Here is an 11,995-nt window from a genome sequence, read left to right on the forward strand (position 1 = left end):
TGCCTCGAGACGTCGTGAATCCCCACCCTGTATTCCCGTAGCGACCCGCTTTTACGCGTGATCCGATGCAGTTGCCTCGAACGAGATCGCTAATGGTGTCCGCCGCCACCACCACTGTGACCGCCGCCGCCACCACCGAAGCCGCCTGCGCCACCGCTGTGACCACCACCGAAGCCGCCGCCCCCGAGGCCACCGCCTCCACCAAAACCGCCACCACCAAGACCGCCACCAGAATGGCCGCCTCCGCCGATGGGTCCACCCCCGATAGGCCCGCTTGGCGCCCTGCCGCCTCCGCCGAACGGTCCCCCGCCACCGTGGCTGCCTCCACCGATCGGCCCGCCACCAATGGGGCCGCCACCGATGGGCCCACCCGACGGCCCACCGCCAAAGGGACCACCCGCACCGTGGCCACCTCCACCGATCGGTCCACCACCGATCGGTCCACCACCGATCGGTCCACCACCGTGGCCACCGCCGCCAATCGGACCACCCCCAACGGGGCCGCCACCGATCGGAGCACTGCCGCCGTGGCCAGGCCCGCCGCCGTTAGGTCCGCCCCCGAAGGGGCCGCCCGAACCGTGGCCGCCACCACCGGGACCCGAGCCAGGATGACCACCAGGGCCACCACCGTTGGCGCCACCCGAACCCGAACCAGGCGGCGGAACATGCCCGCTGCCAGGACCACCCGGACCCGAACCGGGGATGCCGTCGCCGGGACCACCGGGACCCGAACCAGGATGGCCACCCGGGCCATTCGGCTTGGTCGGGCCAGTTTGTGGAGGAGTTTGATGCGGAGGTGACTGCGGGACCGAGTCCGGTGGCTCCGGGAAATGCACCGGTGGCGGCTGCTGCACCACTACAGGTGGCGGCAGTACGCGCGGTGGCGCCTGGATCACCGGCGGAGTCATCAGCCACTCCGGGGCAGGCACGCGGATCTGGGGCGCCGGGATCGGCACCACGGCCGGAACCGGCACCACCGGCGCAATGGGAGGAGCCACGGGCAGTGGCGGCGGAGCAGCGGGCGCCGGAGCAGCCGGCAGCGGTGCCGCTAACGCAGGATGCAATGGCATCGGCGCCGCCGCGGGCGCCGGGAGACTGAACTTCGGCTTCGGAGCGGACGCCTGCACGGGCGGGGGCGCGGGAACCGGTTGGCTTGGCACGATGAGGTTTTGGTTGGGACTGGGCTGCACCGCCACGTTCGTCGTGCGGATGCCGATCGCCAGTGCGATCTCAAGCGCCACCACGGCGCTGATCGCGACCACCGCCATCCCACTGCCGACCAGCAGCACCGGCCTGCGGCGAGGTTCGATTTCGTCCGGCCCGGCGAAGTCAGCCGGGTCGATCACGACTGTCGGCGCGTCGGCGTCCTCGTCGGACACCAGGCTGTAGGCGAGCTCGTCGCGGCCGAGCGTCGCGTCGGAAAGGTAGGACACGCCAAGGTATTCGGGCCTGTCGGCCGGCTGGACGGCACCGGTTCCCGGGTCTTGCGCGTACGCCAGCGCGGCAGTCGACGACGCGAACAGCGGCGCGTTCGCCGACGCCAGCGCGGCCCCGCGGGCCAGCGCGGTCTCGGGCTCTTCCGGCGTGTTGACGTTCAGCGCGGTTGCCGACTCCAGCGCCGGCTTGATCGCCGCGATGTTGACGCCCGAGCCGACCACGAACACCCCACCCGGCGGCATGTCCATCTCCTCGAGCCCACCGATCAGGCCGGTGAGTTGGGCGGTGGCTTCCTCGTCGGACTCGGGGTCGAGCTGTTCTCTGAAGAACTCGCTGATGGACCCGTCGGAGGTCTCGACGACGGCCAGCGTCGCGGTGTCCGGCTCGACGAAGAGCACTGCGGTGGTCTCGTAACCCATTGCCCCGCCGACGGATTGACCCAGCGCCGCGGCAGCCAGGAACGCCGAGACCAGCATCACGTTCTCGAGCTTGTAGGAGGCCAGCGCGTCACGGAGCACGGCCGCATGCAGCTGGTCGGTCCACGTCACCCCGATCGAGGACAGCTCAAGCCCGGCATCGGCCGCACCCTCGCGGGTACCCAGGATCGCCGAGATCACCCGATCGGGGACACCGGTGGGTTCGGTGAGATCGGTTGCGGCGAAGTGGAATTCGTCCTCTTCGACCAAAGCACCGTCAGCGTTCTCGCCTTCAACCAGGACCATCTGGACCGAGTCCGGTGCGACCGAGACCCCGAGCACAATATCCAAAACCAACCCCTCCAAAGGTGGTGCTAGCCGAGCCGTGCTCGGGCGGAGGAGAAAAACCATTGACTATCTAATAATCCCGCAGAAACGCTGTGCGGGCACCCTGCCGAAGCTATGTAGTTCTTATGAAGTTCTCATAGGAGCGCGACGGCGTCGGGCCGCGCTGCCCCTGGTACTTCGAACCCACTCGCGAACTGCCGTAAGGGTGTTCGGCCGGGCTGGTCAGTCGCAGGATGCACAGCTGGCCGATCTTCATGCCGGGCCACAGGATGATCGGCAGGTTGGCGACGTTGGACAGTTCGAGGGTGATGTGACCGGTGAATCCGGGATCGATGAAGCCCGCGGTCGAGTGCGTGAGCAGGCCCAGCCTGCCCAGCGACGACTTGCCTTCCAGACGCCCGGCGAGGTCGTCGGCCAACGCGACCTGCTCGAGCGTCGAGCCCAGCACGAACTCGCCCGGGTGCAGCACGAACGGCTCCCCTGCGGCGGGTTCCACCAGGCTGGTCAGCTCGTCCTGCTGCTTGGCGGGGTCAATGTGGGTGTAGCGGGTGTTGTTGAACACCCGGAACATGCTGTCGAGGCGGACGTCAACGCTCGAGGGCTGGACGAGGGTGTCGTCGAACGGGTCGATGCCCAACCGGCCGGCGGAGATTTCGGCCCTGAGGTCACGATCGGAGAGCAGCACGCGACGAGCCTATCGGTTGCTCGGGGTCCGGCCTTCAGTCGGCGAGATACGTTTCGCCACCCTTGGGGTAGCCGCCACCGGTGGTCGTGATGTGGACGTGGTCATAGTGGCCGAGCCTGCTCGTCTGTGCACCATTGGGCGTGTAGTAGACGCCGCGCCAGATCGCATCCTGCATCCCGAACCGATTCGAGTTCTGCAGCACGTAGGCGACGATCGCGTTGCCCAGCGCGATGCCCTGCGCGCTCCCGGGATCCGGGATCATCACATCCAGCGCCAGGCCGAGCGGGTGCCAGGGCAGCGGATCCGGTCGGACGCCGCCGATTTCGTGAATCTGCGGGAACGTGGCACTGATCGCGCGGGACGCCAGGATCGTCCGCACTTGCAGGCCCTGCTCGGAGCAGAGTCCCACAGGCAAGAAACGGGACCGGACGTGGTATCTCGATGCGACCTGCTGGCCATCGGGGACTGCCAAGCCGGGCGCGCCATGCGGGATATTCGGTGCCGCAGCGACAATTTCTAAGTACGACGGCGCGGGCTCACTAATAACGGGTTTGGCTTCCGCAGGGGCGGCGAATGGGCCGACATCACCCGACACCGCGAAGAACACCGCGGCGGGAGCCAGCATCGCTGCCAGGACAACCGGCGATTTCCGCCGCTTCTTGGCTAACCTGTGCCGACCCACTCAGGGCACATTACGGCATGATAACGAAAGAATAAATGTGAGCATTTTAAATTTCATTGAATAGGCCCATTTCCGCGTGGCCATTCGACTGTTGCGGCTGGTCGAGCGCCCGGGTGCTAGCCTTCTTGGGCAACCGCGCCGATGTAGTTCAATGGCAGAACATCAGCTTCCCAAGCTGAATACGCGGGTTCGATTCCCGTCATCGGCTCCACCATTGCAGCTGGCGTCGCGCTATCGCATCCGCCGGAGAAGATCGGCGAGCTGAAGCGTCGCCGACAACAACATGCCCTCGACCTGTAGCTGCTGACCCGGCGGCAGATTGCGAGTCTCGGCGTCGACTAGGGGGGCCTCCTGTTGTAAGGCCTTCAGCCGCCGATTCCGCTCGTCCGGGCTCAGGGTGTCCCAATTGTCATGCAAATCGGAGATGTGGGCTTGAAAGTTCTGCACCGCCACCAGCGGATCGGGGTCGACAACGGGACCGGGCGGTGGCTGCAGCGGATAGACGTGGGCCGGCACCGGCCCGGCCGTCACGTCTGCCTGGGCGGTGCTCGCTGTAAGCGATGTGCCGACCATAAGAGCGGCAAGTGCCATGGCGGCAATCTTCATGGAAACTCCATCGGGTGGTTCGAATTACCTCGTCGCGGTAAGTCCACCCCCAGCGTGTCGCTACCGATCCCAACATCGACGTGGCTGGAAACGCATAGCGCGCACCCAGCATCCGCCGGACCCTGACACAGCTTCCCCAGCGACGATCGGCTCACGACTCCGTGTGGCTCTTTCGGTCCAAACCAGGGCCGGCCGCCGAGATGTCGGGAGGCGTGGGCAATGGACATCGTGCTCGGAGTTTCGATAGCGCCGGCTTCGGTTCAAATGGTCATGCTGCAAGGCGAAAACGCCGACGGCCCCACGATCGACGAGAACGAGTTCGCGATCGCGGCTGCCGACGACTCGCCCACCGTCAGTGCGTCCGACCGAGTGATCGCCGCCATCATGTGTACCCGTGAGGACGCGGCCGGCGCCGGGCTCGAACTGGACTCGATCGGGGTGGCGTGCACCGACCAGCTAGAAGCGGCAGTGCTGCGCGACGCGCTGGCCGCCCACAAGATTGAGAACGTCTTGCTGGTCTCGGCGTTTGTGGCCGCGGCCGCATTAACCCAATCCGTCGGCGGCGCAATGGGTTACGAGCGCACCGCAATGCTGTTCGTGGAGCCCGACACCGCGACGCTGGCTGTTGTCGAAACCTCCGACGGTTCCGTCGACGATGTCCGCAAAGAACAGTTGGATACCGGGTCCGCGGTCACGGCGGAACTGGTGGAGTTGATCATCGGCCTGGACGAGCTGCCGATACCGCCGGGCGGCCTGTTCGTGGTCGGGTCCGGTGTCGACATCACCCCGATCAGGCAGGGTTTGGAAGACGCGACGTCGCTCATCGTGAACGTGCCGGAGGAACCGGAGACAGCACTTGCCCGAGGCGCGGCCCTGGCGTCCGCGAATGCGCTCGCGTCGCCGACTGCCGCACTGGCCTACGCACTGGACCCCGGCACGGGGGCGGTCGACGTGTCTGCCCTGCCCGAATATTTGAGCATCACCCACACCGAGCTGGGCGAGGACGACCTCGCCTACAGCGCCGTCACCGACGATGAAGCCGATGCCCAAACCGTCGTCATGGACGCTTCGGATGACAGCGAGCCCCGTGCTCGCCCGGGCCTGCTGGTCGGAAGTGCGGTGGCAGTAGCCGGCTTCAGCGCGGCGCTGGCCCTGGAGATCGCCCTGTCGCTCGGCATTCGCACGACGGTCGGTTCGTTGCCCGCCCCGATCCAGGGCATCATCGCCCCCGTCCAGCAGGCACTATTGCCCGCGCCCGAAGTGGCCGCGATGAAGATGGTGGCGCCGGAGCCGCTGCGTCCACCCCCGGTCGCACCGGCTCCGACGGCCCCGCTCCCCGCAGCGCCGCCCGTTGTGGTCCCCGCACCCGCCGTGGCTCCCGTGGCGCCGGCCATGCCCGTTCCCGTATTTGTCCCGCCGATCGCGCCGGCTCCGGTGCCACCGGTTCAGCTGCCCGATCCGCCTGCGAGTCCGCCGGTGGTCGAGGCTCCGCCGCACTCGTGGCCGCCGATTTACCTCCCCCGACCCAAGTCGCCGCCGCACCGGCCACCTCCGGAGCAAGGGCCTCCGCCCAACTCCGGCGGTGGTGGGCCGACTAGCGGCTCGGGCCCGGTCCGCGGCAACCCCGGCACCGGTGGGCCGCACGGCGGCGGCCCCGGCCACGGCGCTCCCGGCAGCGGACCAACCAGCGGCGGTGACAGTCCGAGCAGCGGCCCACCCGCGGGAGGCGGACCCGTTACCGGTCCCGGCCACGACGCTCCCGGCAGCGGACCAAACAGTGGCGGGCCGACCGGAGGCGGACCAACCAGTGGCGGGCCGACCGGAGGCGGTCAAACCCCTAGCGGTGGCGCGCCCACCAGCGGTGGTGAAGGTCCGAACAGCAGCCCGCCTGCGGGCAGTGCACCACCCGCCGCCGGTGCGCCTTCGGGCGGCGGGCCAACCGGCGGTAGTGAAAGCCCGAGCGGCGGCGCGCCGAGCGGCGGCGGCGAAACCCCTAGCGGCGGTGGGCCTGCCAGTGGCAGCTCTAGCAGTGGAGGCGCCGAACTCGGCGGTGGAAGCAGCCCCAGCAGTGGCGGCAGCGAGAGCGGTGGAAGTAGCCCCAGCAGTGGAAGCAGCTCCAGCGGCAGCGAAAGTAGCGGCGGGAGTTCCAGCAGCTCGAGCAGTGGCAGTGAAAGCAGCTCCGGCAGTTCCAGCAGCTCGAGCAGCGGCAGCGAGAGCAGCAGCTCCAGCAGTAGCAGCAGCTCTGGCAGCTCCAGCACTGGCGGCCACTAGCTAGCGCCGAAATATGTTCCACAGCAACTGATTTCATGGCATAAGCCGGACCTGCAAGCGCCTCGTCCAAAACTGCAGGTAGCTTCTACCCCTATGGGTGCTTTGGACGGACGCGTGGCCTTCATCACCGGGGGGGCTCGAGGACAGGGACGCGCACACGCGGTGACGCTAGCGGCCGAGGGAGCCGACATCGTGGCCGCCGATGCCCCCGACGCGATGACGGACCTGACCTACCCCCTGGGCACCGAGGACGACCTACGCGAGACGGCGAAGCTGGTCGAGGCGCTGGGCCGACGATGCCTACCGCTCACCCTCGACGTGCGCGATTCGGCCGCGGTCGGCGCGGCGATCAAGCAGACGGTCGCCGACATGGGCAGCCTCGACATCGTCGTAGCCAACGCCGGAATCGTCAGCACCGGGCTGCTGGAAGACGTCAGCGACGTCATATGGCAACAGCTGATCGACACGAACCTGACCGGCGCATTTCACACCCTGCGGGCCGCCATTCCGGTGATGCGACGCCAGCAGTTCGGACGGATCGTCGTGACCTCCTCGATGGGCGGCCGGATGGGCATCCCCGAGCTCGCCGCCTACAACGCCACCAAGTGGGGTGTCATCGGCCTCGCGAAATCCGCCGCCCTGGAGGTCGCCAAGGACGGCGTGACGATCAATGTCGTCTGCCCGACCACGACCCAAACACCGATGGTGCAACCCGCCGGCGGCGACGACATCCCCGACGATCTGGTGCGCCGGATGATGCGGGCCAACCCGATACCTCAACCCTGGCTGCAACCCGAGGACGTCAGTCGCGGTGTCCTGTACCTGGTCACCGATCCCGGCGTCATCACCGGAAGCGTGCTGGAGATCGGCCTCGGCGGCAGCGCGCGCATCCACTGACATTCGGCTCCCAAGCCCGCACACGCTGGTTCGATTCCCGTCATGGCCTGCGCAGCGAACTCGGTGATGCCAAGATGTCGCTATGAGCGACCCCCGGGTCCGCTACGCGCGCAATGGCTCTGTTCGTCTCGCGTATCGCGAGTTCGGAGAGGGCGACACGACGCTCGTGTGGAACCCCGGTTGGTTCAGCAACGTCGACCTCGTCGACGAACCGACAAGTCCAGTCGCGGCCTTCGTCGAACAGCTAGCGGAATCCACCCAATTGATCGTGTGGGACAAACGGGGTACCGGCCGACATACCGGGATTTCGCGACCTCTATGGGCGGTATCAACGGGTGAGCGCGAGCCCGACGATGGCCGCGTGGCTGTGGCAGGCACTCCTGGAGATTGATGTTCGGGGCATTCTTGGTTCCATCCGGGCCCCCACCCTGGTACTGGCAAGGCCGGACGATCGAGTGGCCCCATTCGAGGGCGCGAAGGCGCTGGCGGCCGCCATCCCCGGGGCCCAATTCATGACGCTGCCCCAGGGACCGCACTCGCTCTCGACGACGCGGTGGGTTCGGCCATTATCGATTTCGTCTGCGGCGCAACGAGTGCCGCCGTCGACGAACGATTGGTCAAAACGGTGCTTTTCACCGACATCGTCGGTTCCACCGAACTGCTCAGCGCTCGGGGCGATGCGCACTGGCGTCGCCAGCTCGATGCACATGACAAAGCCGTCGACTGGCTAATCGAGAAGTACGGCGGCCGCCGCGCGAAACACACCGGCGACGGGATCTTCGCGCTCTTCGACGGCCCGACCAAGGCCGCCCGCTGCGCGCTGGAACTGGTTCCGGCCCTCGCCACTCGCGGGATCCGGATCCGCGCGGGCGTCCACACGGGTGAATGCGAGCGTCGCGGCGAGGAGTGGAGCGGCGTGGCCGTCCACACGGGTGCGCGTATCGGGGCCTTCGCTGGTACAGGTGAGGTGTTGGCGAGTCGGACCGTTCGCGATTTGTCCGCCGGTTCGGGACTAGCCTTCGACAGCCTTGGACCACAACGGCTGAAGGGCCTACCCGAAGAGGTCGACGTCTACCGGGTCACTACACCCGGCGGGCGGACACCATAATCAGCCGACGATGTGCACGCCCCATCTGCCCAGCAGTGGCTGCACCAGGACGAAGTAGGTCGTGTTGGGGTCACCCGCCAACGACGTGGACATCACCAGGCCGACCGCGGTGACGGTGCCGTCCGCGTTCTTCACATAGCCCGGACCGCCACTGTCACCGGGCTGAGCGAACACATTGGCTTCGATGACCTCGCCGTCGATGCTCTTGACGGACCCACAGGTCTCACCGGTCATCGCTCCGAACTTGCAGAACGGCATGCCCGACTTGATCTGCGAAGCACTCAACACGCCCCGAACGCGCTGGCCGCCGACGCCACCCGGTGGTGCACCGATGTCCGGGTCAAGACGGATGATCGCTGCGTCTTTGAGGTCACCCAGCATCTCGCTGGCCGTGATGTGCCCGAGCGGGACGTTCTCGTCGTAGGTAAACGGCGCGCCATGGTCGCAATGCCCGCTGGTGAACAGGTAGTAGCCGCCGTCGCCGCCCTGGGCCGCGAAACCCGTTGAGCACTTGGTGATTCCATCGCTGACCAGGATCCCCGGCGCGGGAGGCGGCGCGGCTGCCGCGGTGCCCGCGACCCCCGCGGCGCACATCAGCATGGCACCGGCCAGACCAACTCCTCGACACCAACGTGCGGGCATTGCTCTCCTCTATCAGGACGACGACTCGCGACGATCACGTTGACAGATCAGATCGCCGTAGCCAAATCGTGACAGAGACTTGATCAATTACAAACGCGCCCTTACGCTTCCGCAGCTCAACAGCCATTTACCATCTCTATTGCAACTCTGTCAGTTAAAGGAATTGAGGCTATGCGAGCGGGTATTCGGGGTGCCGTCGCTGTCATCGGAATCGGCGCGAGCGTAGTTGCCGGGACGGCGGTCGTGAATCTGCCGGTGCCCGCCGACGTGAGCCTCGCCTCCGCGAGCCAGTCGTACGCGTTCCCAATCGCCTCGGTGCTGCCCACGAGCACCCAGGCGGTCGGCGTGGCGCACCCGGTCATCGTGACCTTCCGTGCCCCCGTCACCGACCGGCGCGCCGCCGAGCAGGCGCTGAAGATCACGTCGAAGCCCGCGATGACCGGCAAGTACGAATGGCTCGACAACAAAGTGGTGCAATGGGTTCCTGACCGATACTGGCCGGCGCACAGCACCATTGCGCTGACGGTGGAGGGCCAGCCCTCCGAGATCAAGACGGGCCCGAGGGTCATCGGCATTGCCAGCATCTCCGAGCACACCTTCACCGTGAGCATCGATGGAGTCGAGTCGGGACCGCCGTCGTCGCTGCCGTCGCCGCACCACCGCCCGCACTTCGGCCAGGAAGGCGTGCTGCCGGCTTCGTTGGGTCGACCCGAGTATCCGACGCCGATCGGCTCCTACACCGTTCTGTCCAAAGACCGCTCGGTTCAGATGGATTCGAGCAGCGTCGGCATTCCCGTCAGCGATCCCGACGGTTATCTCGTCACGGTGGACTACGCCGTTCGTATCACCAACCATGGTCTTTTCGTGCACTCGGCTCCCTGGGCGGTCAATTCGCTGGGGCTGGAGAATGTCAGCCACGGCTGCATCAGCCTGAGCCCCGAGGACGCCGAGTGGTACTACAACACCGTCAACGTCGGCGACCCGGTCGTCGTGCGCGAGGCCACCAACGAACTGCCCTCGTCGTAAACCGTTGTCGCACAATTTCTAGCGTTGCTTCGCGTCGTCGAGTGTGTACTCACGGCGGGATTTCCGCGGGTTCCCCACCAAGGCGTCACACTCGACAAGAGAGCACCCGACACTCGGCAACGGAATACCTGCCCCCGCAATAGAAATGACCCGCCGGGCTGAGCCCAGCGGGTCATTCAATCCGAGCGGAGATCAGCCTCCGTGCACCGGCGAGGGACCGGGCGAGACCGGCTGACCGGCCACCGGCCCACCGGTGGGCGCCGGACCGGTCGGCGCGTCCTTCACCCCGGACATGTCGATCAACGGGGCAACCGGAATGCCATCCGCAACCCCACCCAGCGCAACCAGCGGAGCACCCAGCGGCAGCGGCGCGGCGATCGGCACCGGAGGAGCGCCCAAAGGCAACGGCGCACCCAGCGGCACGGGTGGTATCGGCGGTCCGAGCGCAATCAGCGGAGCACCAGCGGGAACCGGAACAATTCCCGGCCCGGGCACCACCATTGGGACACCGGCCATATCAGTCAGTGGAGCGGCGCACGGTGCTGCCGCTGCTCCGGCGCCCGCGGCCCCGACGGGTCCACCAGCTGCCGGGACCTCACCGGCCTGCCCATACATGCACGCCCCGCCACCCGTCATATATGGGACGGCTGCAGCGTCCGGGCTCAACGCTATGGCGGCACCGCACAATCCAGCGCTAGCAACAACACCGATGTTGAATCGATCGAAGATCGTCATCAACGTCCAACTCCTTCATTCGCGCAGCAGAACCACATAGCCGTAGCCAGGTCGCACCTCGACGACCGCCCCCATTGTTGGTGGGTGACGCGCGACACGGCGCGCGCCGCACCGCGCTGTTTCCAAATGGTGACGTCACGACGGCGTCACAAGTCGGTAGCGCGAATACTGCGCTACGCCAAGGGGATCAGCGAGGCGACGGTTGACGGCTGTAGAGCCGGATCAGCGCCATGATCCCGGTGAATACGATGGTGAATAGTGCTGTCGACGCACATGATTCGTACACGTCGGCGATCGCGATGGTCTTGCCGCCACGCACCGCGACGCCGTCGGTCCCATGGATCAGCTCGACGAAGACCTGGGCGCTGGTGGAAAGCCAGAACAGGCATGCCGGCAGCCAGTAGCTGCGACCCTGGGTGACCGGGCGACCGGGGAATTTCGTTTCGACCAGAGCGACGAGCTGAAAGATCACCCAACCCGTCAGCAGCCAGCCGAGGTAGTTGGTCACCGGAACACCCAGCGCACCGGTCGGTTGGTCGTAGGAGTACCAGCTGTGCGCCGTCGCCCCGACGGCGTCGTACGCCAGGTCATAGCCCCCGAGAATGAACGTCGCCACGATCGGGGTCGTAAAGCGTTCGGCGCCACCGAGAGCCGTAGCCGGCACGGCCCGCATGATCATCCGAGCCAGCGCCCAGGCCAGCCAGCCGAACATAATCCAGCCAAGCAGGACCGCGAGCGGAACCCCCAGGGGTTTCACACCGGGCAGGTGATGCGTGTAGGAGCCGAACGGAAAACCGGTGGCGATGCTGAGTGCTTCGAATGCGAAGGAGATGACACCGGCGATCACCACGAAGGCGGCCATGCCTCGTGCGGAGTAGCCCAGCCACGCGTGGACGACGACGAACAGGATGAGCAGGGCGGCCTGGGCGGATGCGGCTTGGGCGGCCAGCGACGGCCACAGTGCCATCACCGCCACCGCGACCACCGTGAGCGCGAGCAGAACCCAACACAATGCGCTGAAAAGTTTCATGTGTGCCGCAACCTCCGTTGGCCAGGACGCTGGTCACCTTATGGGGGACGCGGGCCGACCGCCAGCGGCATGAGCAAATCCTAGGTTGCCGACGCAGCAAATTCCTGCCGTA

General features: G+C 66.8%; 12 protein-coding genes and 1 tRNA gene. 6 read left to right on the forward strand and 7 right to left on the reverse strand.

The genetic code is table 11. The features are described 5' to 3' along the window. Positions 1 to 89: 89 nt before the first annotated feature. The 3 genes from G6N55_RS14655 to G6N55_RS14665 are packed head-to-tail and all read right to left on the reverse strand — an operon-like array spanning position 90 to position 3,568. Complete coding sequence (locus G6N55_RS14655) at positions 90 to 2,264, reverse strand: DUF7159 family protein (RefSeq protein WP_085222601.1); 2,175 nt, start codon at positions 2,262 to 2,264, stop codon at positions 90 to 92. A 49-nt stretch (positions 2,265 to 2,313) separates the two neighbouring features. Continuing rightward, the gene (gene dcd / locus G6N55_RS14660; RefSeq protein WP_085222600.1) at positions 2,314 to 2,886 is read right to left on the reverse strand and encodes a dCTP deaminase; all 573 of its coding nucleotides are present in this window, start codon (positions 2,884 to 2,886) and stop codon (positions 2,314 to 2,316) included. Positions 2,887 to 2,920: 34 nt separating this feature from the next. Continuing rightward, on the reverse strand, positions 2,921 to 3,568 hold the full coding sequence (locus G6N55_RS14665; RefSeq protein WP_179968152.1) for a hypothetical protein: 648 nt from the start codon (positions 3,566 to 3,568) through the stop codon (positions 2,921 to 2,923). Between the two features lie 137 nt (positions 3,569 to 3,705). Between G6N55_RS14665 and G6N55_RS14670 the strand changes: the two genes are divergently transcribed. Beyond that, positions 3,706 to 3,779: transfer RNA gene (locus G6N55_RS14670), tRNA-Gly, on the forward strand. A 20-nt stretch (positions 3,780 to 3,799) separates the two neighbouring features. Here G6N55_RS14670 and G6N55_RS14675 read toward each other — a convergent pair. Beyond that, the gene (locus G6N55_RS14675; RefSeq protein WP_085222598.1) at positions 3,800 to 4,174 is read right to left on the reverse strand and encodes a hypothetical protein; all 375 of its coding nucleotides are present in this window, start codon (positions 4,172 to 4,174) and stop codon (positions 3,800 to 3,802) included. A 219-nt stretch (positions 4,175 to 4,393) separates the two neighbouring features. Between G6N55_RS14675 and G6N55_RS14680 the strand changes: the two genes are divergently transcribed. The 4 genes from G6N55_RS14680 to G6N55_RS29840 all read left to right on the forward strand — a co-directional run bounded on the left by G6N55_RS14680 (position 4,394) and on the right by G6N55_RS29840 (position 8,450). After that, a complete protein-coding gene (locus G6N55_RS14680) occupies positions 4,394 to 6,445 on the forward strand; it encodes a DUF7159 family protein (RefSeq protein ID WP_179968153.1) in 2,052 nt (683 codons plus the stop codon). A gap of 93 nt (positions 6,446 to 6,538) precedes the next feature. After that, positions 6,539 to 7,342: a mycofactocin-coupled SDR family oxidoreductase gene (locus G6N55_RS14685; protein WP_085222597.1), complete on the forward strand. Its 804-nt coding sequence runs from the start codon at positions 6,539 to 6,541 to the stop codon at positions 7,340 to 7,342. 82 nt (positions 7,343 to 7,424) lie between these two features. Beyond that, the gene (locus G6N55_RS29835; RefSeq protein ID WP_232079009.1) at positions 7,425 to 7,733 is read left to right on the forward strand and encodes an alpha/beta fold hydrolase; all 309 of its coding nucleotides are present in this window, start codon (positions 7,425 to 7,427) and stop codon (positions 7,731 to 7,733) included. A gap of 162 nt (positions 7,734 to 7,895) precedes the next feature. Continuing rightward, on the forward strand, positions 7,896 to 8,450 hold the full coding sequence (locus G6N55_RS29840; protein WP_232079010.1) for an adenylate/guanylate cyclase domain-containing protein: 555 nt from the start codon (positions 7,896 to 7,898) through the stop codon (positions 8,448 to 8,450). On the opposite strand, the gene G6N55_RS14695 is transcribed toward G6N55_RS29840, so the two are convergent. Next, complete coding sequence (locus G6N55_RS14695) at positions 8,451 to 9,092, reverse strand: S1 family peptidase (RefSeq protein WP_085222596.1); 642 nt, start codon at positions 9,090 to 9,092, stop codon at positions 8,451 to 8,453. Between the two features lie 171 nt (positions 9,093 to 9,263). Between G6N55_RS14695 and G6N55_RS14700 the strand changes: the two genes are divergently transcribed. Then, positions 9,264 to 10,118, forward strand: a complete 855-nt coding sequence (locus tag G6N55_RS14700) for a L,D-transpeptidase (RefSeq protein WP_085222595.1) — start codon at positions 9,264 to 9,266, stop codon at positions 10,116 to 10,118. 192 nt (positions 10,119 to 10,310) lie between these two features. Here the strand turns inward: G6N55_RS14700 and G6N55_RS14705 are convergent, their stop codons facing one another. Further along, a complete protein-coding gene (locus tag G6N55_RS14705) occupies positions 10,311 to 10,853 on the reverse strand; it encodes a hypothetical protein (protein ID WP_085222594.1) in 543 nt (180 codons plus the stop codon). A gap of 187 nt (positions 10,854 to 11,040) precedes the next feature. Continuing rightward, positions 11,041 to 11,883, reverse strand: coding sequence for a carotenoid biosynthesis protein (locus G6N55_RS14710; RefSeq protein ID WP_232079011.1), 843 nt, complete (start codon positions 11,881 to 11,883; stop codon positions 11,041 to 11,043). Between the last annotated feature and the right edge of the window lie 112 nt (positions 11,884 to 11,995).

The organism is Mycobacterium florentinum, from assembly GCF_010730355.1.
Classification (GTDB): domain Bacteria; phylum Actinomycetota; class Actinomycetes; order Mycobacteriales; family Mycobacteriaceae; genus Mycobacterium; species Mycobacterium florentinum.

Excerpts from the sequence above, each read along its gene's own strand:
- G6N55_RS14655 (WP_085222601.1), bottom strand. The coding sequence starts at position 2,264 with ATGGTTTTTCTCCTCCGCCCGAGCACGGCTCGGCTAGCACCACCTTTG.
- G6N55_RS14675 (WP_085222598.1), bottom strand. The coding sequence starts at position 4,174 with ATGAAGATTGCCGCCATGGCACTTGCCGCTCTTATGGTCGGCACATCG.
- G6N55_RS14680 (WP_179968153.1), top strand. The coding sequence starts at position 4,394 with ATGGACATCGTGCTCGGAGTTTCGATAGCGCCGGCTTCGGTTCAAATG.
- G6N55_RS14685 (WP_085222597.1), top strand. The coding sequence starts at position 6,539 with ATGGGTGCTTTGGACGGACGCGTGGCCTTCATCACCGGGGGGGCTCGA.
- G6N55_RS29835 (WP_232079009.1), top strand. The coding sequence starts at position 7,425 with ATGAGCGACCCCCGGGTCCGCTACGCGCGCAATGGCTCTGTTCGTCTC.
- G6N55_RS14695 (WP_085222596.1), bottom strand. The coding sequence starts at position 9,092 with ATGCCCGCACGTTGGTGTCGAGGAGTTGGTCTGGCCGGTGCCATGCTG.
- G6N55_RS14700 (WP_085222595.1), top strand. The coding sequence starts at position 9,264 with ATGCGAGCGGGTATTCGGGGTGCCGTCGCTGTCATCGGAATCGGCGCG.
- G6N55_RS14705 (WP_085222594.1), bottom strand. The coding sequence starts at position 10,853 with ATGACGATCTTCGATCGATTCAACATCGGTGTTGTTGCTAGCGCTGGA.
- G6N55_RS14710 (WP_232079011.1), bottom strand. The coding sequence starts at position 11,883 with ATGAAACTTTTCAGCGCATTGTGTTGGGTTCTGCTCGCGCTCACGGTG.